Annotated in this window: 18 protein-coding genes; 7 read left to right on the forward strand and 11 right to left on the reverse strand. The window is 73.4% G+C overall.

The window, feature by feature from the left end:
* Positions 1–135: 135 nt before the first annotated feature.
* The 3 genes from AB0E83_RS25125 (at position 136) to AB0E83_RS25135 (ending at position 5,070) form a co-directional block, all read left to right on the forward strand.
* A complete protein-coding gene (locus tag AB0E83_RS25125; RefSeq protein WP_362116058.1) occupies positions 136–2,940 on the forward strand; it encodes an N-acetylmuramoyl-L-alanine amidase in 2,805 nt (934 codons plus the stop codon).
* 90 nt (positions 2,941–3,030) lie between these two features.
* A complete protein-coding gene (locus AB0E83_RS25130; protein WP_189850365.1) occupies positions 3,031–3,087 on the forward strand; it encodes a trp operon leader peptide in 57 nt (18 codons plus the stop codon).
* 108 nt (positions 3,088–3,195) lie between these two features.
* Positions 3,196–5,070 (forward strand): anthranilate synthase family protein, encoded by a 1,875-nt coding sequence (locus tag AB0E83_RS25135; protein ID WP_362116061.1) that lies wholly within the window; start codon positions 3,196–3,198, stop codon positions 5,068–5,070.
* Between the two features lie 51 nt (positions 5,071–5,121).
* Here the strand turns inward: AB0E83_RS25135 and AB0E83_RS25140 are convergent, their stop codons facing one another.
* The 4 genes from AB0E83_RS25140 to AB0E83_RS25155 form a co-directional block, all read right to left on the reverse strand.
* On the reverse strand, positions 5,122–6,123 hold the full coding sequence (locus tag AB0E83_RS25140; RefSeq protein ID WP_362116064.1) for a 2-hydroxyacid dehydrogenase: 1,002 nt from the start codon (positions 6,121–6,123) through the stop codon (positions 5,122–5,124).
* Between the two features lie 89 nt (positions 6,124–6,212).
* On the reverse strand, positions 6,213–6,860 hold the full coding sequence (locus tag AB0E83_RS25145; protein WP_362116107.1) for a response regulator transcription factor: 648 nt from the start codon (positions 6,858–6,860) through the stop codon (positions 6,213–6,215).
* Positions 6,861–6,901: 41 nt separating this feature from the next.
* Complete coding sequence (locus AB0E83_RS25150; protein ID WP_362116067.1) at positions 6,902–8,131, reverse strand: DUF5931 domain-containing protein; 1,230 nt, start codon at positions 8,129–8,131, stop codon at positions 6,902–6,904.
* A gap of 39 nt (positions 8,132–8,170) precedes the next feature.
* Positions 8,171–8,902 (reverse strand): lysophospholipid acyltransferase family protein, encoded by a 732-nt coding sequence (locus AB0E83_RS25155; protein ID WP_362116070.1) that lies wholly within the window; start codon positions 8,900–8,902, stop codon positions 8,171–8,173.
* Positions 8,903–9,091: 189 nt separating this feature from the next.
* Here AB0E83_RS25155 and AB0E83_RS25160 point away from each other — a divergent pair, with 189 nt between their 5' ends.
* Positions 9,092–9,874: an alpha/beta fold hydrolase gene (locus AB0E83_RS25160; RefSeq protein WP_362116073.1), complete on the forward strand. Its 783-nt coding sequence runs from the start codon at positions 9,092–9,094 to the stop codon at positions 9,872–9,874.
* Positions 9,867–10,547 (forward strand): hypothetical protein, encoded by a 681-nt coding sequence (locus AB0E83_RS25165; RefSeq protein WP_362116076.1) that lies wholly within the window; start codon positions 9,867–9,869, stop codon positions 10,545–10,547. The genes AB0E83_RS25160 and AB0E83_RS25165 overlap by 8 nt, the downstream gene beginning before the upstream one ends.
* A 37-nt stretch (positions 10,548–10,584) precedes the next feature.
* Here AB0E83_RS25165 and AB0E83_RS25170 read toward each other — a convergent pair whose 3' ends face one another.
* The 6 genes from AB0E83_RS25170 to AB0E83_RS25195 all read right to left on the reverse strand — a co-directional run bounded on the left by AB0E83_RS25170 (position 10,585) and on the right by AB0E83_RS25195 (position 15,595).
* The gene (locus tag AB0E83_RS25170) at positions 10,585–11,340 is read right to left on the reverse strand and encodes an endonuclease/exonuclease/phosphatase family protein (RefSeq protein WP_362116079.1); all 756 of its coding nucleotides are present in this window, start codon (positions 11,338–11,340) and stop codon (positions 10,585–10,587) included.
* A 76-nt stretch (positions 11,341–11,416) separates the two neighbouring features.
* Positions 11,417–12,358 (reverse strand): ROK family glucokinase, encoded by a 942-nt coding sequence (locus AB0E83_RS25175; protein ID WP_362116082.1) that lies wholly within the window; start codon positions 12,356–12,358, stop codon positions 11,417–11,419.
* A 66-nt stretch (positions 12,359–12,424) separates the two neighbouring features.
* Positions 12,425–12,910: a DUF5304 domain-containing protein gene (locus AB0E83_RS25180; protein ID WP_362116084.1), complete on the reverse strand. Its 486-nt coding sequence runs from the start codon at positions 12,908–12,910 to the stop codon at positions 12,425–12,427.
* Between the two features lie 62 nt (positions 12,911–12,972).
* Positions 12,973–14,265: an ArsA-related P-loop ATPase gene (locus AB0E83_RS25185; RefSeq protein WP_362116087.1), complete on the reverse strand. Its 1,293-nt coding sequence runs from the start codon at positions 14,263–14,265 to the stop codon at positions 12,973–12,975.
* A gap of 31 nt (positions 14,266–14,296) precedes the next feature.
* Positions 14,297–14,737 (reverse strand): SRPBCC family protein, encoded by a 441-nt coding sequence (locus tag AB0E83_RS25190; RefSeq protein ID WP_362116090.1) that lies wholly within the window; start codon positions 14,735–14,737, stop codon positions 14,297–14,299.
* Positions 14,738–14,827: 90 nt separating this feature from the next.
* A complete protein-coding gene (locus tag AB0E83_RS25195; protein ID WP_362116093.1) occupies positions 14,828–15,595 on the reverse strand; it encodes a metallophosphoesterase in 768 nt (255 codons plus the stop codon).
* 258 nt (positions 15,596–15,853) lie between these two features.
* Between AB0E83_RS25195 and AB0E83_RS25200 the strand changes: the two genes are divergently transcribed.
* A complete protein-coding gene (locus AB0E83_RS25200; protein WP_362116096.1) occupies positions 15,854–17,650 on the forward strand; it encodes an AMP-dependent synthetase/ligase in 1,797 nt (598 codons plus the stop codon).
* A 51-nt stretch (positions 17,651–17,701) separates the two neighbouring features.
* On the opposite strand, the gene AB0E83_RS25205 is transcribed toward AB0E83_RS25200, so the two are convergent.
* Positions 17,702–18,844: a glycosyltransferase family 4 protein gene (locus AB0E83_RS25205; RefSeq protein ID WP_362116099.1), complete on the reverse strand. Its 1,143-nt coding sequence runs from the start codon at positions 18,842–18,844 to the stop codon at positions 17,702–17,704.
* A gap of 96 nt (positions 18,845–18,940) precedes the next feature.
* Here AB0E83_RS25205 and AB0E83_RS25210 point away from each other — a divergent pair, with 96 nt between their 5' ends.
* The gene (locus tag AB0E83_RS25210) at positions 18,941–20,221 is read left to right on the forward strand and encodes a glycosyltransferase family 87 protein (RefSeq protein WP_362116102.1); all 1,281 of its coding nucleotides are present in this window, start codon (positions 18,941–18,943) and stop codon (positions 20,219–20,221) included.
* Positions 20,222–20,278: the final 57 nt, after the last annotated feature.

A 20,278-nucleotide genomic window follows, 5' to 3' on the forward strand; every position in this document is an offset into this window, starting at 1 on the left:
GCTTCTTCGTCCGGACCTGTCCCGTGCCCAGTGGCTGAGACGCGCGCCCGTATCACCCGGGCATGATCTTCACGCCATCGAGTGATGTTACCCTCAGGCCCGTTTCAGCAAACGAGCAAACCTGCTCTCCGATGCATGGCCAAAAACATAGGGGTGGGCGTGACCCAGAGGCACCGCAGGGATCGCAAGAAGAAACGACTCTTGTACGGAGCGGCGGCCGCGGTCGTCGCCACGGCCACGATCGGGACCCTCGCGGTCGCCTCGCCGGGCTTCCTCGGCGCGACCGGCGACGCGAAGCCCGGCGACACGGCCACCCTCCAGGAACAGTTCGCGGCGGCGGCGGAGGAGTTCGACGTACCGCAGAGCGTGCTGATGGCGGTGTCGTACCAGCAGACCCGCTGGGAGTCGCACGACGGCGAGCCGAGCACGACCGGCGCGTACAACGTCATGGGGCTGACGAAGGTCGATCCGGAGGACGTCCAGCAGGAGGTCACCGACGAGCAGATCGACCACTTCAACGGCTCCGGCCGGCCGGAGATCGAGAAGACCTTCGACCGCGAGAAGGTCCGCCGCATCCTGGAGAGCGCGCTCGTCGACACCGACGACCCGCGCCTCCACACCCTGGACAAGGGCGCCGAGCTGATCGGCAGCTCCACCGAGTCCGTGCAGAACGACACCGCCGCGTCCATCCGCGCCGGCGCCGCCCTGCTCGCCGACTACCAGAAGCAGGCGGGCGCCGAGCTGTCGGACGAGCCCGGCGACTGGTACCCGGCCGTGGCCCGGTACAGCCAGTCCCCGGAGAAGAAGGGCGCCGACCTCTTCGCGAAGCGCGTCTTCGAGTCGATCAAGAAGGGCGAGCGGGAGCTCACCCTCGACGGCGAGCAGGTCGCGCTGCCGGCCGACCCCGCGGTCGAGCCCGTCAAGCCGGCGAACGTGCCGCTGGCCGCGACCTTCGCGAGCACCACGGCGACCGCGCTCCCCGAGTGCCCGAGCGGCCTGAACTGCAACGTCAAGCTGACCGTGCCCTCCTCCACCGGCAAGAAGAACTACACCGCCGCCGACCGCCCCAACCAGGGCGTCGACATCCGCCAGATCGTCATCCACGACACCGAGGGCGGCTACGACGGCTCGCTCAAGGTGCTCACCGACCCGAACGGCGGGGGCAGCGCCCACTACCTGATCCGGGCGTCCGACGGCCTGGTCACCCAGATGCTCGAGAACAAGAACCTGGCGTGGCACGCGGGCAACTGGACCCACAACATGCACGCCATCGGCGTGGAGCACGAGGGCTACGCCATCAAGGAGGGCAGCTGGTACACCGAGCCCCAGTACCGCTCCTCCGCGGCGCTGGTGAAGCACCTGGCGACCACCTACGGCGTGCCGATCGACCGCGAGCACATCATCGGCCACGACGAGGTCGCGCTCCAGACGGACGACAAGGTCGCCAACCTGCACTGGGACGGCGGGCCGTACTGGGACTGGAACCACTACATGTCCCTCCTGGGCGCCCCGCAGGGCGACCAGGGCGCGGGCGGCCTGCTCCGGGCCGGCCAGACGGTCCGGGTGGTCCCGCCCTTCACCACGGCGAACCAGCCGAAGCTGAGCGTCGGCGGCACGGAGGTCCCGCCGCGGCCGTCGAACTTCGGCTACCTCTACACGTCGCCCTCGACGAGCGCGACGACGCTGAAGGACCCGTACTTCACCTCCCTCTGGTCCGAGGGCTCCAACTACGGCAACAAGGTCCGCGCCGGCGGCCTGTACGTCGTCGCGGAGGTCCGGTCCAACTGGACGGCGATCTGGTACGCGGGCGAGAAGGCCTGGTTCTACAACCCCGGCGGCCAGTACACCGTGCCGGTGAACGCCACCACGGTGAAGGTGAAGTCCGGCCTGGCCTCGATCAAGGTCTTCGGCCGCTCCTTCCCTGAGACCGCCGCCTACACCGCGGCCGGTCTGTCGGCGCCCGGCAACGAGAACGACCCGCTGTCGAAGTTCACCTTCGAGGCCGGCGAGGCCTACGTGAAGGCCGGTCCCGCCGTGAAGGGCGACGACTGGTTCGGCTCCGCCCAGAAGAACGTCATCGGCTCCACGCTGTTCGTGCCGATCCGCTTCCACCACAAGATCGTCTGGGTGAAGCAGAGCGAGATCACGGAGGCGCCCGGCGCCGCCCCGGTCAGCACCACCGACCGCAACAACATCATCGCCCGCGACGCTTCCGGCGTGCTCTGGCAGTACCAGGGGACCGGCTCCGGCAGCGCGCCGTTCCTGACCAAGTACCGGGTCGGGCCGGGGTGGCAGGTGTACAACACCATCACGCCGATGACGACGCTGAAGGCGGACGGGACCGGGGACGTCGTCGCCCGGGACAAGGACGGCGTGCTCTGGTACTACAAGGGCACCGGCAACCCCTCCGCCCCCTTCACGACGCGGCTCAAGGTCGGCGGCGGCTGGAACATCTACAACAAGCTCCTCGGCGTCGGCGACATGAACGCCGACGGCCGGCCGGACCTGGTCGCCCGGGACACCGCGGGCGTGCTGTGGCTGTACACGAACACGGGCGCGTCCCCGAACCCGTTCGCGACCCGCGTCCGCGTCGGCGGCGGCTGGAACGTGTACAACGAGCTGATCGCCACCGGTGACATGACCGCGGACGGCAAGCCGGACCTGATCGCCCGCGACACGGCCGGCTACCTGTGGCTGTACAAGAACACCGGCGGCTCGCCGAACCCGTACGCCACGCGCGCGAAGGTCGGCGGCGGCTGGGGCGTCTACAACGTCATGGTCGGCCCCGGTGACCTGGACAAGGACGGCAAGCCCGACCTGATCGCCCGGGACAAGTCCGGCGTCCTGTGGTTCTACAAGAACACCAGCGGCTACCCGAACCCGTACGCCACCCGCGTGAACGTGGGCAGCGGCTGGGGGGTCTACAACCTGATCGTCTGATCGGGCACGGCCTCGCACGGGGCCCGTTCCGTACCGTCCACGGTGCGGAACGGGCCCCGTTCCCGTCTCCCGCTGGGTTACAGTGCTCGCATGTACGCGCCTTCGACCCAGAACTGGTGGTGGACCGTCCCTCCGGCGGCCCACTGACTGCGCGTATCCGAAGACCACGCGAAGGCCGCCCGAGGGGCGGCCTTTCTCGTTCCCGCGAGGCCGTTCCTCTCCGCTCCCGCTCCGACCGGAAGGAACCCGCACGCCATGAGCTTCGACCTCTCCCGTCTCCTCGACGACTCCGCCCCGCCGTTCGCCCTGCTCCGCCGCCGCACCCCCGGCCGCGACCACGACACCGTCGAGGTCCTGATCGGCGCCGTCCACGAGGCGGAGCGGCTGGCCGACCTGCCGGTGGGCGGGCGGCCGGCGCTCGCGCTGGTCCCGTTCCGGCAGATCCGGGAGCGCGGCTTCGACGTACGGGACGACGGCACCCCGCTCTCCGTGCTGGTCGCGGAGGAGACGTACGAGCTGCCGCTCGGCGCGGTGCTCGACGCGCTGCCCGCGCACCGGGTCGAGGTGACCGGCGGGGCGTTCGACGTCCCCGACGAGGAGTACGCGGGGATCGTGCGGCGGGTGATCGAGGACGAGATCGGCGCCGGCGAGGGCGCCAACTTCGTCATCCGGCGGACGTACACCGGCGAGATCCCCGGCTTCGGGCGGACCGACGCGCTCGCGCTCTTCCGGCGGCTGCTCGCGGGCGAGCGGGGCGCGTACTGGACCTTCGTCGTGCACACCGGGGAGCGGGTGCTCGTCGGGGCCAGCCCCGAGGTGCACGTGCGGATGGCGGGCGGGACCGTGGTCATGAACCCGATCAGCGGCACGTACCGGTACCCGGACGGGGTCGCGCCGACCGCCGAGGGGCTGCTCGGCTTCCTCGCCGACCGCAAGGAGACCGAGGAGCTCTCCATGGTGGTCGACGAGGAGCTGAAGATGATGTGCACGGTCGGGGACATGGGCGGGGTGGTGATCGGTCCCCGGCTGAAGGAGATGGCCCATCTCGCGCACACGGAGTACGAGTTGCGGGGGCGGTCCTCGCTGGACGTGCGGGAGGTGCTGCGGGAGACGATGTTCGCCGCGACGGTGACCGGCTCGCCGGTGCAGAACGCCTGCCGGGTGATCGAGCGCCATGAAGCGGGCGGGCGCGGCTACTACGCGGGGGCGCTGGCGCTGCTCGGCACGGACGGGAGCGGGGCGCAGACGCTGGACTCCCCCATCCTCATCCGGACCGCCGACATCGCCCTCGACGGGCGGCTGCGGGTGCCGGTGGGGGCGACCCTGGTCCGGCACTCGGACCCGGCGGGCGAGGTCGCCGAGACGCACGCGAAGGCGGCGGCGGTGCTCGCGGCGCTCGGCGTGCGGGAGGGGCGCCCGGCGGAGGACTCCCCCGCCCGGCCGCGGCTCGCGGACGACCCGCGGGTGCGGGCCGCGCTGGACGCCCGGCGGGCGGACCTGGCGCCGTTCTGGCTGCGGATGCAGACCCGTTCGGCGGAGCTGACGGGCCACGCCCTGGTGGTCGACGCGGAGGACACCTTCACGGCGATGCTGGCCCATCTGCTGCGCTCCTCGGGGCTGGAGGTGTCGGTGCTGCGGTACGACGAGCCGGGGCTGCGGGAGCTGGCGCTCGCCCACGAGGGGCCGGTGGTGCTCGGACCCGGGCCCGGCGACCCGTCGGACGCGGCCGACCCGAAGATGCGGTTCCTGCGCGGGCTCACCGCGGAGCTGCTGCGCGGGCACCGGCACGGGCTGCTCGGGGTGTGCCTGGGGCACGAGCTGATCGCGGCGGAGCTGGGCCTGGAGATCGTGCGCAAGCGGACCCCGTTCCAGGGCGCGCAGGTGCGGATCGACCTGTTCGGGCAGGAGCGCGTGGTCGGCTTCTACAACAGCTTCACGGCCCGCTGCGACGAGCGGGAGGCGACGGAGCTGGCGCTGCACCGGATCGAGGTGAGCCGGGAGGCGGGGACGGGCGAGGTGCACGCGCTGCGCGGCCCGGGTTTCGCCTCCGTGCAGTTCCACCCGGAGTCGGTGCTGACGCTGGAGGGCGCGACGGTGACGGCCTCGCTGCTCGCCGGGGTGCTGGTCTAGGACCGGCCGGCCGCGCCCGTCGTCTCCCCGGGCCCGGCCCGGGGAGGCGGTTCAGGAGACGGGCCTCGGGACCAGGACGTTCTCGCCGCGCCGGCCGGCCCGGTAGTCGAGGACGTTCCGGACCGTGGTGTCGACGATCTGGCCGACGGCGTCGGCGGTGTAGTACGCCTGGTGGCTCGTCACCACCACGTTGGGGAAGGTCACCAGGCGGGCCAGGGTGTCGTCCTCGACGCCCGCGAGGGACTTGTCGAGGAAGAAGAGGCCGGCCTCCGCCTCGTAGACGTCGAGGCCGACGCCGGCGAAGCGGCCGGCGCGGAGCTCGGTGACGAGGGCCTCGGTGTCGACGAGGCCGCCGCGGCTGGAGTTCACCAGGATCGCGTCGTCCTTCATGGCCTTGAGGGCGGCGGCGTCGATGATGTGGTGGGTGGCGGGCAGCAGCGGCACGTGGAGGCTGACGAGGTCGGCCTCGGCGAGGAGCCGGTCCTTGTCGGTGTACTCCATGCCGAGCTCGACGCAGGCCGGGTTCTCGGCGACGTCCCAGCCGAGCAGCCGCGTGCCGAAGCCGTGGGCGATCCGGGCGAACGCCTCGCCGATCTTGCCGGTGCCGAGGACGCCCACGGTGCGGCCCCGCAGGTCGCGGCCCATGAGGCCGTCGAGGCGGAAGTCGAAGTCGCGGGTGCGGTTGGAGGCGCGGACGATCCGCCGGTTGACGGCCATGGCGAGGGTCCAGGCGAACTCGGCGACGGAGTACGGCGAGTAGTGCGAGACCCGGGCGACGGTGAGGCCCAGGCGCTCGGCGACCTCCAGGTCGATGTTGTTGAAGCCGGTGGAGCGCTGGGCGATCATCTGGGTGCCGCCGGCCGCCAGGGTCTGCAGGACCCGGTGGTCGAGGACGGCGTTGACGCTGGTGGAGATGACCTCGTAGCCGGCCGCGATGGGCGCGGTGTCCTCGGTGAGGAAGACGTCCAGACAGCGGACGTCGTGGTGACCCTCGAACGCCTTCTCGATCAGCGGCTTCTCGTCCGCCTGCACGCCGAATGCCAGGATCTCCACGCCAGTCCTCTCGCCGGAAAGCCGCATATGCGCCCGAATATACGGCTCTGTCCGCCACCGCGCCCGGCGTCCGGTCCGGTCCAGTCCGGTCAGCCTTCGTCGAGCCCGCGCTCGATCGCGTACCGGACGAGCTCGACGCGGTTGTGCAGTTGGAGCTTGCCCAGGGTGTTCTGGACGTGGTTCTGCACGGTGCGGTGCGAGATGACGAGCCGTTCGGCGATCTGCTTGTAGCTGAGGCCCTTGGCGACGAGCCGCAGGACCTCGGTCTCGCGGTCGGTGAGGCGCGGCGCCTCCGGCTCCCCGGCGCCCGCGGCGGGGGCGGGCTCGGAGGCGAGGCGGCGGTACTCGCCGAGGACCAGGCCGGCCAGGCCCGGGGTGAAGACGGGGTCGCCCGCGGCGGTGCGGCGGACCGCGTCGATCAGCTCCTCGGCGCCGGCCGACTTCAGCAGGTAGCCGGTGGCGCCGGACTTCACGGCCTCCAGGACGTCGGCGTGCTCGCCGCTCGCCGAGAGGACCAGGACCCGCAGTCCGGGCAGCGCCTTGACCAGCTCCTTGCAGACCTGGACGCCCGGCTTGGCCGGCAGGTTCAGGTCCAGGACGAGGACGTCGGGGGCGGCGGCGGGGGCCCGGCGGACGGCCTGCTCGCCGTCGCCCGCGGTGGCGACCACGTCGAAGCCGGCCTCGGCCAGGTCGCGGGCGACGGCGTCCCGCCACATGGGGTGGTCGTCGACGACCATCACCTTGATCGGCCGCGTCTCGTCCCGGTTCTGCGCCTCGTTCACTTCTCTCCTGCCTTCCCCCGTGCGTCCCGCGGCGGTCGCGGGACCTTCAGTTCGACTTCGGTGCCCTGGCCCGGGACCGAGATCAGCTCCGCCGTGCCGCCCAGGTCGCGCAGGCGCCCCCGGATGGAGAGGGCGACGCCCATCCGGCCCTCGCCCTCCGCCTCGGCGAGCCGGCCCTCGGGGATGCCGGGCCCGTCGTCCCGGACGGTGACGACGACCTCGTCGTCCCAGTCCTCGACCAGGATCCACGCGCGCGCGTCCGCGCCCGCGTGCACCCGCACATTGTCCAGGGCGGCGCCGACGGCGGCGGCCAGTTCCCGCGCGGCGGCGGAGGGCAGCGGGACGGGCACGCCGGGGTCGGCGAGGGTGACCCGGGCGCCGGCCCGCGGGGCGAGCAGGGTGCGCAGGTCGACCGGGGCGTCCTCGTCGGGCTCGTCGTCGACCTCGACGACGCGGACCACGGCCCCCTCGGACTCGTCCTCGGAGACGTGGCTCGTACGGGTGAGGCCGCCGGCCACCAGGGTGCGCAGGGCGACCTCCTGCTCGCCCGCCATCCGGCCCAGCTCGGCGGCCTCGCCGCCCAGGGCGGTGCCGCGCCGCTGCACCATGGCGAGGACCTGGAGGACGCTGTCGTGGATGTCGCGGGCGAGCCGCTCGCGCTCCCGGGTGGCGGCCTCGATCTCCAGGGCGCGGGCGAGGGTGCGCTCGGAGGCGCGGGCGACCTCGACGACGTAGCCGATGGCGATGGAGGCGACCCAGACCAGGATCACGTTGTGGACGGTGTCCCGGCTGGGGTGCGACCGCTCGACGATGTTGGCGACGGCGACGAGCGAGGAGGCGAGGGCGGCCCAGCGCCAGCCGCCCTTGAGGGCGAAGGCGAGGACGGAGCCGGCCGTCCATATCGACGGCAGGGTGGGGCCGTCCACGGACTGGGCGTGGGCGTCCGCGAGCGGGGTGAGGAGGATGCCGGTGAGGGCGAGGGTCAGGTCGGCGCCGAGGAACCGCTTGGTGCAGCGGGCCGCGCTCGTCACCCTGGGGAGGGTGGCGAGGGTCCAGACGCAGAGCACCGCGAGGTAGCCGACGGCGATCCAGGGCCGCTCGTAGCGGTCCCGCCCGGTGGCGAAGATCAGCACCGCGTAGATCATCGTCAGGACGCGGTAGCCGGTCAGCGCCCGCCACAGCGGCTGCTCGACCGACATGCGCACGACACGCTCGCGCTTGACCATCTCCCCCACCCCCCCCGTGGACGCTCCCGGACGGGAACGTCAGGCGCCGGACTCTTCCCGAGCGGCGATCTCGGCCTTCACGGCCTCCTTGGCGGCCTTCTCGGCCTCCGCGATCTGCCGCTTGGCGGCCGTCGCGTAGATGTCGACGTACTCCTGCCCGGAGAGCTTCATGATCTCGTACATGACCTCGTCGGTCACCGAGCGCAGGATGAAGCGGTCGCCGTCCATGCCGTGGTAGCGGGAGAAGTCGAGCGGCTTGCCGATCCGGATGCCGGGACGCATCAGCTTCGGGACGATCTTGCCGGGCGGCTGGATCTTCTCGGTGTCGATCATGGCGACCGGGATCACCGGGGCGCCGGTGGCCAGCGCCACCCGGGCGAGGCCGCCGGGCTTGCCTCGGTAGAGGCGGCCGTCGGGCGAACGGGTGCCCTCGGGGTAGATGCCGAAGAGGCCGCCGCCCTCGATGACCTCGATGCCGGCCTTGATGGCCGCCTCGCCGGCGCCGCGGGCGCCCGAGCGGTCCACCGGGAGCTGGCCGACGCCCTTGAAGAAGGCGGCGGTCAGCCGGCCCTTCACGCCGGGCGTGGTGAAGTACTCCGCCTTGGCGATGAAGGTGACCTTGCGGTCGAGGACCGCGGGCAGGAAGAAGGAGTCGGAGAAGGACAGGTGGTTGCTGGCCAGGATCGCGGGACCCTCGGCGGGCACGTTCTCCAAGCCCTCCACCCAGGGCCGGAAGGCGAGCTTCAGGGACCCTCCGATGGAGAACTTCATTGCGCCGTAGATCAACTCGCCATGCCTTCCGTGTGCCGTCGTGACGACTTTATCCCGTGCGGGCGCGCCTCCCCCGCTGCGGCCCTGGTCGGTGTCGGTCCGGTCGCGTACCGTGAAGGTCCTTCCCCCATCGCCGTACGACTCTGGCGCCCTCGACGCGCCGGAGCCGCAACCGAACAGGAGACCCCGGTGCCGGTCCTTCCCGGAGCCGAGCCGTACCGCCATGAGGGCGGAGAGGTCGGCGTCCTTCTCTGTCACGGATTCACCGGTTCCCCGCAGTCGATGCGCCCGTGGGCCGAGTACCTCGCGGACCGCGGCCTGACGGTGTCGGTGCCGCTGCTGCCCGGGCACGGCACCCGCTGGCAGGACATGCAGCTCACCACCTGGCACGACTGGTACGCGGAGGCGGACCGGGCGCTGCGCGAGCTCACCGCCCGCTGCTCGGCCGTCTTCGTCTTCGGCCTCTCCATGGGCGGGGCGCTGACCCTGCGGCTCGCCGCGAAGCACGGCGACGCGGTGCGGGGCATCGTCCTCGTGAACCCGGGCAACAAGGTGCACGGCCTCGCCGCGCGCGCCCTGCCGGTCGTGCGGCACCTCGTCCCGACGACGAGCGGCGTCGCCAACGACATCGCGAAGGAGGGCGTGACCGAGGTCGGGTACGACCGGGTGCCGCTGCACGCGGCCCACTCGCTGCGGCAGTTCTTCCGGCTGGTGGACGGCGAGCTGCCGCAGGTCACCCAGCCCCTCCTGCTGCTGCGCAGCCCGCGGGACCACGTGGTGCCGCCGGCCGACTCGGCCCGGGTGCTCAGCCGGGTCTCCTCCACCGACGTCAAGGAGGTCCTGCTGGAACAGAGCTACCACGTGGCGACGTTGGACCATGACGCGGAGAGGATCTTCGAGGAGAGTCTGGCGTTCGTCGAGCGTCTCGCCCCGGGACTCGTGGGCGGGAAGGGGAGCAGGAGCGGTGGCTGACCAGCAGGACGGCGGCGGCGAGCGGGAGCCGCAGCCCATCGACGAGGAGGCGGCGTGGGCCGCGATCGTCGCGGGGTACGGCGAGGAGCCGGCGGACCCGCCGGGGGCGCGCCCGTTCCGGCCGATCGAGAACCTGACGCTGCCGGAGCCGGAGGAGCTGGAGGCCCGCGAGGCCCGGTCCGCCTCCGGCGGTGACCTGCCGAAGCCGGACAAGCCGAGGCCGGAGCAGCCGAAGCGGGAGTCGCCCTCGCCGCTCGCGCCGGAGCCCGAGCCGGGCCCCGACTCGGACGACGGCGACGACGACGGGAAGCCGGCCCTCGGCAGCTCGATCACCTTCGCGCCCGGGGTGCGCCCGAGCGGCGGCCCGCGCGACTACAGCCTGGCCGAGCCCGAGGAGGGCCCCGGCGGCGCGGACGAGGGGCACTTCGTGCCGCCGGAGCCGCCCCCGCTCCCGGAGGCGGACACCACCACCAAGTTCGCCTGGCTGGCGGTGGTCGGCGGCCCGGTCCTGATGCTGCTGGCGGTCCTCTTCCAGTGGGACATGACCTGGTGGCTCACCACCCTGTGCGTCGGCGGCTTCCTGGGCGGCTTCGCCACCCTGGTGGCCCGCATGAAGGGCGACGACGAGGACGGCGACGGCTACGACGACCCGGGCCGCGGCGCGGTGGTGTGACACCGCCTCACGCACGCGGCCGGAAGCCGGCCGGCGGTCACGCCGGTGCCCGGAGCCTGACCGCCGCCAGGACCGGAAGGTGATCGGTGGCGGCGGTCAGGTCGGCGGGGTCGAGGTCCCGGGGGACGCCGCAGCCGAGGAACTCGACGCCCTCGGTCGCCAGGATCGCGTCGATGCGCCGGCGGGGGCCGACGGGCGGGTGGGTGTGCTCGGTGCCCCGGGGAGCGGCCTCCCAGCCGTCGCGGAGCGTCGCCGTGAGCCGGGTGAAGGCGCGGCCGCCGGGGCCTTCGTTGAGGTCGCCGGCGACGATCGTGTACGGGGTGCCCAGCGCGGCGACCCGGTCGAGGACCAGGCCCGCCTGGGCGTACCGCTCGTCCTCCGCCAGGCTCAGGTGGCAGCTGACGAGCCCCAGCCGGACCGCGCCGAAGCGGACGACGGCGGTGGCGAGGCCGCGCCGGTGCAGTCCGGGGGTGAGCGGCAGGAGGACGTCCTCGGTCCGCTCGACGGTGGCGCGCAGGGAGCAGAGCAGCAGCGGCCCCGCGGCGGTGGCCCCGCCGGAGAGGACGACCAGCTCGCTCTTGGCGGCCAGCCGGGCCGCGTGCTTGCGCCAGCGGAAGAACCGGGGGGCCTCCTGGACGAGGACGACGTCGGGGGCGCAGGCCCGGATCACCCGGGCGAGGGCGTCCTCGTCGTCACGCATCGAACGGATGTTGTAGCTGAGGATCCGGACCACGGCCGAACCGTCCGGCTCGGTACGGGAGGCGGGCAGCGCGCCGGTCGCGTCGAGGGCCATGACCCCCAACATAGGCCGGATGCCCGCCCCGCCCCAGGGGGCGCGGCGGGCATCGACCGGAAAGGGCGGACCGGGGTCAGCCCTGGCGGGCCAGGTCCGCGGCGCCGACGAGGCCGGCCTTGTTGCCGAGCTGGGCGGCGAGGACCTGGGCGTGCGGGCGCCACTGGCCGCCGATCAGCCAGCGCCGGAAGGACTTTCGGATCGGGTCGAGGACGAGGTCGCCCTCGTCCGAGACGCCGCCGCCGACGATGAACGCGGACGGGTCGAAGAGCGAGGCGAGGTCGGCCAGGCCCGCGCCGGCCCAGCGGGCCAGCTCGCGGAAGGAGTCGACGGCGACCGGGTCGCCCGCCCGGGCGGCCTCGCTGACGTGCTTGCCCTGGATGCCCTCGGGGGTGCCGTCGCCGAGGCCGAGGAGGATCTCGGCGCGCTCCGGGGTGGCGTTGGCGCGCTGCCGGGCGTACCGGACGAGGGCGCGGCCGGAGGCGTACTGCTCCCAGCAGCCCTGGCTGCCACAGCCGCAGAGCAGGCCGTCGGGGACGACCCGGATGTGGCCGAACTCGGCGGCGACGCCGAAGCGTCCGCGGCGCAGCTTGTTGCCGATGATGATGCCGCCGCCGAGGCCGGTGCCGAGGGTGATGCAGATGACGTCCTCGTGGCCCTGGCCGGCGCCGAAGCGGTACTCGCCCCAGGCGGCCGCGTTGGCGTCGTTCTCGACCACGACGGGGAGGCCGACGCGCTGCTCGACCTTGTCCTTCAGCGGCTCGTGCCGCCAGTCGATGTTCGGCGCGAAGAGGACGGTGGCCCGCTTGTCGTCGACGTAGCCGGCCGCGCCGATGCCCACGGCCTCGATCTGGTGGCCCTTGCCGGCCTCGGAGACGGCCGCGCCGATGGCGTCGACGATGCCGTCGGGGGTCGGCGGGGTGGGCACCGTGTGCGTGTCGAGGATGTTGCCCTCCTCGTCGACCACGCCGGCCGCGATCTTCGTGCCGCCGATGTCGACGCCGATGGTGAGTCCCATGTGTCCCTCAGTTTTCGGTCGAGCCCCGCTAGGGCCCACCGTACCCGAGGGGAGGCGCCCTACCGATCAGTCCAGGTCGATGGGGCGGCCGGTGGTGGGGCCGCCCTCGTCGTCCGGGCGGTCCTCGGGGGCGGGCTCGCCGGGGGTGCCGGCGGCGCGGCGGGGGTCGTCCTCGGAGAGGCCGGGGCCGCGGGTCCAGCGGGTCTCGTGGCCCTCGACGGCCGAACGGTAGGCGGCGAGGAGTTCGCCGCCGGCGGCGGCGAGGTGGTCGAAGACCTGCGGGTTGCGCTCGATGACCGGCTCGACGGCGGCCTTCGCCTGGTTGACGAGGCCCTTGACGACCTCGGCGGCCCCGGCGGCGTTCTGCCCGCCGAACAGCGGGGCCGCGGCGCCGAGTCCGCCGGTGACCTTCTCGGCGACGGCCTCGAAGAGCTTGCGGAACTCCTCGGCGGGCGAGCCGGGCTCCGTCCCGTGCTCGGCGCGGCGGCGGGCCTTCTCCGCCTTCAGGTCCTCGGCGCACGCCTCGGCCCAGGCGTCCGGATCGCTGCTCATGGCGTACTCCTCCGTCGCGCTCTTCGGATCCTCCCTTCGACGGTACACGCCGGGGACGGGCGTCAGGAGGGCCCGGGCCACAGTCCGGGGTCGGGGGCGAAGCGGATCCTGAGGTCGCCGTCGACGAGCCCGGCGCCGGTGACGGTGCAGCGGCGCAGGGCGGGCGGCAGGGGCAGGGTGCGGCGGAAGGGACCGGCGCCGAGCAGCAGTTCGTCGCCCCGGCGAACGAGGGAGAGCTCCCGCTTGACGGCGCCGGGCAGCGGCAGGTGCCAGACGAGCACGCCGTCCTCCGTGCGCCGGTCCTCGACGGTCGCGGCGGGCGCGGGGGCGGGCGGCGGGCCGCTCCCCGCGGCGGCGAGCAGGACGAGGTCCTCGGGGCCGCGCGGGTCGCGGCCGAGGTGCGGCAGCTCGTGCAGGAGGTCCCCGGCCTCGGCGCGCAGGGTCTCCAGGTGGCGGTGCTGCTGGGCGGTCAGGGCGGCGAGCCAGGGGTCCTCGGAGGCGGCGGGCAGCATCCGGTTGGCGATCACGGCGTCGAGGGCGAGGCCCTGGAGGGCGAGGCCGAGGCGGGCCTCGCGGAGGGCGGCGGCGGCCGCGGGGCCGGGTTCGAGGACGAGCCGGACGGTGGTGCCGGGGGCCTCGACGACGGCCTGGACGGCGGCGAGCTCCCGCTCCCACCGGGCGGTGGTCTCGTACAGCCACTGGGCGGGCATGGGGACGCCGGCGAGCTGGGCGAGCATCGGGCGCAGCGCGCGGGCGGCCTGCCGCTCGGGCGGCAGCAGCCGGCGCAGGTAGCGGCGGAGCTGCTCGGGCAGGGCGAGGACGGCGAGGGCCTCGCGGAGCGGCGGCAGGTCGACGACGACGAGGTCGTGGTCCCCGGCGGCCGCCTCCCGCAGCGCCCGCAGCAGGGCGAACTGGCGGCTGCCGGGCAGCTCGGTGAGCTCGGCGTCCTCGAACGGCGCGGCCCCCAGGAGGTCGAGGACGGCCCCCGACCGCTCCTGGAGCGCGAGGAACTCCCGCCGGAAGTCCCCGGCGGGGTCGGGCCGCAGCACGGTGAGCCCGCCGGGGGCCGCGCCCGTGCCGGGTCCGGCGTCCCCGGGGCCGGGGAGGGGGGCCATGGGCCCTTCGCCGCAGAACGGGGCGGCGGGCGCCTCGTCCGCGCCGGGGGCCGCGCCCGTGGTCGTTCCCGGGTCCGCGTCCGTGCCGGCGTCCCCGTCGGGGCCGGTGGGGGCCGGGTCCGTGCCGCCGGCCGGGACGAGCAGGACGCGGCGGCCCGCGTGGGCCTCGGCGAGGGCGGTCGCCGTGGCGACCGTGGTGCGCCCGGCGCCGCCGGCTCCGGTGACGAGGATGATCCGCATGCGGGTGACGCTACCGCGCCCCCGCCGGGGCTCAGGCGCCGGACTCCACGCGCTTCTTCAGGCCGTCGAGGGCGCGGTCGATGATGACCTTCTCGGCCTTGCGCTTGATCATGCCGAGCATGGGGATCTTGACGTCGACGGTGAGCTGGTAGGTGACCTCGGTGCGGTCGCCGGCGAGCGGGGTGAGCCGGTAGGAGCCGTCGAGGGAGCGGAGCATCTGGGACTTCACCAGGGTCCAGCTGACCTCGTGGGCGCCGGTCCAGGTGTACGCGAGGGTGTGGTCGTCCTTGATGGCGCCGGCGTCGAGGACCAGCCGGACCTTCTCGGCGCGGCCGGCCCCGTCGGTCTCCAGGACCTCGGCCCGGGTGACCTCACCGGTCCACTCGGGGTAGCGGGCGAAGTCGGCGATCACGCCCATGACGTCGGCCGGCGCCGCCTCGATGGTGATGCTCGAGCTGGTGTGTTCGGCCATCGCGGTGGCTCCTCCACTGTGCGGTCCGGCGGACGTACAAAGGGCACACACGTGCCGACGGAAGGCTATCGCGCCCCCGTGGCGGCCCCGTCACCACTCCAGGGCGAAGGGGCGGCCGGTGGCCGCGAAGTGTCCGACGTTCACGCACTCGGTGGCGCCGATCCGCATCCGGCGGGCCAGCGGCTGGTGGACGTGGCCGAAGAGGGCGTAGCGGGGGCGGGTGCGGCGGACGGCGTCGAGGAGGGCGCGGCTGCCGCGCTCGAAGCGGCGGGCGACGGTGTCGTAGGTGAGGTCGGGGACGTCCGGCGGGATGTGGGAGCAGAGGACGTCGACCTCGCCGAGGGCCTCGACCTTGGCGGCGTACTCCTCGTCGGAGATCTCGTACGGGGTCCGCATGGGGGTGCGCAGGCCGCCGCCGACGAAGCCGAACACGAGGCCGCCGAGCTCGACCCGCTGCCCGTCGAGGACGGTGGTGCCGGGCCGCGCGTACTCGGGCCAGAGGGCGGGGATGTCGACGTTGCCGTAGGTGGCGTAGGTGGGGGTGGGGAAGGCGGCGAAGAGTTCGGCGTACTGGTGGCGGACGGCGGTCTCGATGGCGGTCGCGCGGTCGACGGCGAGCCCGGCCCACAGGGCGCGGCCGAAGTCCCGGGCCTCGTCGAAGCGGCGGGCGGTGCGCAGCTCGACGAGCCGGTCGGCGTTCGCCACGCCGAAGAGGTCGGGGAAGATGCCCCGGCTGTGGTCGGCGTAGTCGAGGAAGAGGACCAGGTCGCCCAGGCATATGAGGGCGTCGGCGCCGTCCCCCGCCCGGGCGAGGGCGTCGGCGTTGCCGTGCACGTCGCTGACCACATGGACTCGCATGTCCCCACCTTAGGGGGTCGGACCTGCGGTTACTTGGGAGTCGGGAAAGCCGTGGACTACTGTGCGGAGAGGGCCGTCACGCTGGTGTGACGCACGGAACATCTGACCGGGACCCCCTATCGGGAACCACGTACTGGTGGGTAACGTCCGGGCAGTCCACAGTCGTGCTCACCCCCACGGAGCACCTGCCCGATCATGGACCGCACTGGTGCATCCACACAGAGCCGTGGCACCGGAGCCCGATGAGGAGCAGCAGTCTTGCGCGAGTTCAGCCTTCCGGCCCTGTACGAGGTCCCTTCGGACGGCAACCTGACGGATCTCATCCGCCGCAACGCCTCCCAGCACCCAGACGTCGCCGTGATGGCCCGCAAGGCCGCCGGCGGCTGGACGGACGTCACCGCCGCGGAGTTCCTCGCCGAGGTGCGCGGGGCCGCCAAGGGCCTGATCGCGGCCGGGGTCGAGGTGGGCGACCGCGTCGCGCTGCTCTCCCGCACCCGGTACGAGTGGGTGCTCCTCGACTTCGCGATCTGGAGCGCGGGCGGCGTGACCGTGCCCGTGTACGAGACCAGCTCGCCGGAGCAGATCCAGTGGATCCTCGGCGACTCGGGCGCCTCGCTGGCGGTCGTGGAGTCCGCCGCGCACCAGGCGTCGGTGGAGTCGGTGCGGGACGGGCTGCCGGCCCTGAAGGGGCTGTGGCAGATCGAGGACGGCGCGGTCGCGAAGCTGACGGCCGCCGGCGCGGAGGTCTCCGACGAGACGCTGGACGCCCGGATGTCGGCGGCGAACGCGGACGACCCGGCGACGATCGTCTACACCTCGGGCACGACGGGCCGCCCCAAGGGCTGCGTGCTGACGCACCGGGCGTTCTTCGCCGAGTGCGGCAACGTGGTGGAGCGCCTGAAGCCGCTCTTCCGCACCGGCGAGTCCTCGGTGCTGCTCTTCCTGCCCGCCGCGCACGTCTTCGGCCGGCTGATTGAGGTGGCCTCGGTGATGGCCCCGATCCGCCTCGGCTGCCTCCCGGACATCAAGACCCTCACCGACGAGCTGGCCTCCTTCCGGCCGACGCTGATCCTGGGCGTGCCCCGCGTCTTCGAGAAGGTCTACAACTCGGCGCGGGCCAAGGCGCAGGCCGACGGCAAGGGCAAGATCTTCGACAAGGCCGCGCACACGGCCATCGCCTACAGCCGGGCGCTCGCGACCCCGCAGGGCCCCTCGCTCGGCCTGCGGCTCAAGCACAAGCTCTTCGACAAGCTGGTCTTCTCGAAGCTGCGGGCGGTGCTCGGCGGGCGCGGCGAGTACGCGATCTCCGGCGGCGCGCCGCTGGGCGAGCGGCTCGGCCACTTCTTCCGCGGCATCGGCTTCACCGTCCTGGAGGGCTACGGCCTGACGGAGTCGTGCGCGGCGACCGCCTTCAACCCGTGGGACCGCCCGAAGATCGGCACGGTCGGCCAGCCGCTGCCGGGTTCGGTGGTGCGGATCGCCGACGACGGCGAGGTGCTGCTGCACGGCGAGCACGTCTTCTCGAAGTACTGGAACAACGAGGCGGCGACCGCCGAGGCGCTGGCCGACGGCTGGTTCCACACCGGTGACATCGGCACCCTCGACGAGGACGGCTACCTCGCGATCACCGGCCGCAAGAAGGAGATCCTGGTCACGGCGGGCGGCAAGAACGTCGCCCCGGCGGTCATCGAGGACCGGATCCGCGCCCACGCCCTGGTCGCGGAGTGCATGGTGGTCGGCGACGGCCGTCCCTTCGTCGGCGCGCTGGTCACCCTGGACGAGGAGTTCCTGGGCCGCTGGGCCGCCGAGCACGGCAAGCCCGCCGGCACCACGGCCGCCGCCCTGCGCGAGGACCCCGACCTCCTGGCCGAGGTCCAGCGCGCGATCGACGACGGCAACGCGGCGGTCTCCAAGGCGGAGTCGGTCCGCAAGTTCCGCGTCCTGGGCTCCCAGTTCACCGAGGAGGCGGGCCACATCACCCCGTCCCTGAAGCTGAAGCGCAACGTGGTGGCGAAGGACTTCGCGGACGAGATCGAGGCGATCTACGCCAAGTGAGTCCACGGGGAAGGGGCCCGGCGCGCGTGCGCCGGGCCCCTTCCCCGTGGTTCACAGCAGGTCCCTGAGCTTCTCCGCGAGCAGGTCCCAGCGCCACTTCTCCTCCACCCAGGCGCGGCCGCGCTCGCCCATGCGGGCGCGGAGGGCCGGGTCGAGCAGGAGGGTGGCGACGCGGTCGGCGGTGTCCTCGGCGGACTCGCCGCGGACCACCCAGCCGGTCTCGCCGTCGAGGACCGCGTCGGGGGCGCCGCCGGAGTCGCCGGCGACGACCGGGAGGCCGGTCGCGGACGCCTCCAGGTAGACGATGCCGAGGCCCTCGACGTCGAGGCCGCCGCGGCGGGTGCGGCAGGGCATGGCGAAGACGTCGCCGGCGCCGTAGTGGGCCGGGAGCTCCGACCACGGGACCGCGCCGGTGAAGCGGACGGAGCCGGCCACGCCGGTCTCGGCGGCGAGCCGGCGCAGGTCCTTCTCGTACGGTCCGCCGCCGACGATCAGCAGGACCGCGTCCGGCACCCGCCGGAGGATCCGGGGCAGGGCGCGGATCAGGGTGTCCTGGCCCTTGCGCGGGACGAGGCGGGAGACGCAGACCACGACCGGGCGGTCGGTGAGGCCGAGGCGGGCCCGGACCTCGTCGCCGCCGGAGCCGGGGTGGAAGGTCTTCTCGTCGACGCCGGGCGGCAGCTGCACCATGCGGCCGGCGGCGGCCGGGGTGAGGGCGGAGGCGATCCGGGAGCGGGTGTACTCGCCGAGGTACGTGATCGTGTCCGTGCCCTCGCCGATCCGCCGCAGCAGCTGCCGGGCGGCGGGCAGCTGCGCCCAGCCGGCCTCGTGCCCGTGGGTCGTGGCGACCAGCCGCTCCGCCCCGGCCCTGCGCAGCGCGGGGGCCATCAGTCCGAGCGGCGCGGCGGCCCCGAACCAGACCGACTCGCAGCCGTGTTCGCGCAGCAGCGCGGTGGCCCGGGCGGTGACGCGTGGTGTGGGCAACAGCATGGTGGTGCGGTCCCGGACAACCGTGAAAGGCTGTTCCGCGTCGAACAGAGCGGTGGCCTCCGCCCCTTCGCGGCCTCGCTTCCACGTGGAGGCGTAGACCACGAGCCGGTCGGGGTCCAGCCGCAGCGCCATGTTGTGCAGGAACGCCTGGATTCCGCCGGGACGGGGCGGGAAATCGTTCGTTACGATCAGGGTCTTGTGCATCGTGACAGACAGTACGTGATGGCACGCGGTCGCACCCTTCGCCCGGCACCACCCCCCTCCGCGCGAGCGGACCGACAGGACAGGAACAGGACAGGTATGACGGGCGCAGTGGGGATCGGCTCGCGCACGGCCGCGCGCTTGCGAGAGGCGCGGCTCCCGCTCGGTCTGTGGGCGCTGACCAGGATCGTGCTGCTGGTGTGCGTCTTCAGGATCGTGGTCGTACCGGGCCCGGACGTCACCAGTGACGTGGAGCAGATCTACCAGAGCTGGTACGAGGTCCTGAAGACCGGCACGTACCCGCAGGACGACGTCACCTGGCAGTACCCCCCGGCGGCGGCCCTCGCGATCCTCTCCCCCGCGCTGCTGCCGTTCCTGAACTACTCGGCCGCGTTCTTCGTGCTGGCCTTCCTCTGCGACGCCGCCGTCTTCGGACTCCTGGTGTACACGGGCGGCCGGCCGGGCCGCTCGATGCGCGGCGCGTGGCTGTGGCTGGCGGCGGTGCCGCTGATGGGCCCGACCGCGTACGCCCGCTACGACATCATGGTCACCGCCGTGGCCGTGGCGGGGCTGCTCGCCGCGATCCGCAGCCCGCGGGTGCTCGGCGCGCTCGCCGGGTTCGGCGCGGTCCTCAAGGTGTGGCCGGCGCTGATCCTCGCGGGCACCCCGAAGGGGCGGGCGACCTGGCGTTCCTGGCCGGTGGCGGCCGGGACGGCGGCGGGCGTGCTGGCGCTGTGCATGGCCTGGATGCCGGGCGGTCTCGCCTTCCTCTCCTTCCAGAGCGAGCGGGGCACCGAGGTCGAGTCGCTGGGCGCGATGGTCTTCCACGTCGCCCGGCACTTCGGCTGGGACGGCGAGGCGCGGATGAACTACGGCTCGATCGAGTTCCTCGGCCCGTACGTCTCCTGGGTCTCCAAGGGCGCGATGGCGCTGACCGTGGCCGCCTTCGGCTGGCTGCTGCTGTGGCGGTTCAGGGCGCGCCGCTTCACCTCCTCGACGGTCGCCGACGCGGCCTTCGTCGCGGTGCTGCTCTTCACCGCCACGAGCCGGGTGATCTCCCCCCAGTACATGATCTGGCTGGTCGGCCTCGCCGCGGTCTGCCTGGTGTACCGCTCCAGCCGGATGCGGACGCCCGCGTACCTGATCCTGTGGGCGACGGCGGTGACGCAGTTCGAGTTCCCGGTCTGGTTCTCGCACGTGACGCAGAGCGACTGGCTGGGCATCGGCGTGCTGTTCCTGCGCAACGGCCTGCTGATCGCGGCGACCCTCATGGCCTGCCGGATCCTGTGGCGGCACACGGTCACCGAGGCCGGCACGGTGACGATCCCGGTCCCGGCCGGTCAGCCGGAGCGCGAGAAGGTGCTCACCGGCTCGGCCTGACCGGCGCGCGGTACGGCGGTGCGGCACCGCCGCCGCGCCGCCCTGCGCGGCCGCGGC

It is taken from the genome of Streptomyces sp. NPDC035033 (assembly GCF_040636735.1).
In the GTDB taxonomy this organism is placed as follows: Bacteria; Actinomycetota; Actinomycetes; order Streptomycetales; family Streptomycetaceae; genus Streptomyces.

Excerpts from the sequence above, each read along its gene's own strand:
- AB0E83_RS25210 (WP_362116102.1), top strand. The coding sequence starts at position 18,941 with ATGACGGGCGCAGTGGGGATCGGCTCGCGCACGGCCGCGCGCTTGCGA.
- AB0E83_RS25145 (WP_362116107.1), bottom strand. The coding sequence starts at position 6,860 with ATGGTCGTCGACGACCACCCCATGTGGCGGGACGCCGTCGCCCGCGAC.
- AB0E83_RS25125 (WP_362116058.1), top strand. The coding sequence starts at position 136 with ATGGCCAAAAACATAGGGGTGGGCGTGACCCAGAGGCACCGCAGGGAT.
- AB0E83_RS25185 (WP_362116087.1), bottom strand. The coding sequence starts at position 14,265 with ATGCGGATCATCCTCGTCACCGGAGCCGGCGGCGCCGGGCGCACCACG.
- AB0E83_RS25170 (WP_362116079.1), bottom strand. The coding sequence starts at position 11,340 with ATGGCCCTCGACGCGACCGGCGCGCTGCCCGCCTCCCGTACCGAGCCG.
- AB0E83_RS25195 (WP_362116093.1), bottom strand. The coding sequence starts at position 15,595 with ATGCGAGTCCATGTGGTCAGCGACGTGCACGGCAACGCCGACGCCCTC.
- AB0E83_RS25135 (WP_362116061.1), top strand. The coding sequence starts at position 3,196 with ATGAGCTTCGACCTCTCCCGTCTCCTCGACGACTCCGCCCCGCCGTTC.
- AB0E83_RS25205 (WP_362116099.1), bottom strand. The coding sequence starts at position 18,844 with ATGCACAAGACCCTGATCGTAACGAACGATTTCCCGCCCCGTCCCGGC.
- AB0E83_RS25175 (WP_362116082.1), bottom strand. The coding sequence starts at position 12,358 with ATGGGACTCACCATCGGCGTCGACATCGGCGGCACGAAGATCGCGGCC.
- AB0E83_RS25180 (WP_362116084.1), bottom strand. The coding sequence starts at position 12,910 with ATGAGCAGCGATCCGGACGCCTGGGCCGAGGCGTGCGCCGAGGACCTG.
- AB0E83_RS25155 (WP_362116070.1), bottom strand. The coding sequence starts at position 8,902 with ATGAAGTTCTCCATCGGAGGGTCCCTGAAGCTCGCCTTCCGGCCCTGG.
- AB0E83_RS25190 (WP_362116090.1), bottom strand. The coding sequence starts at position 14,737 with ATGGCCGAACACACCAGCTCGAGCATCACCATCGAGGCGGCGCCGGCC.
- AB0E83_RS25150 (WP_362116067.1), bottom strand. The coding sequence starts at position 8,131 with ATGGTCAAGCGCGAGCGTGTCGTGCGCATGTCGGTCGAGCAGCCGCTG.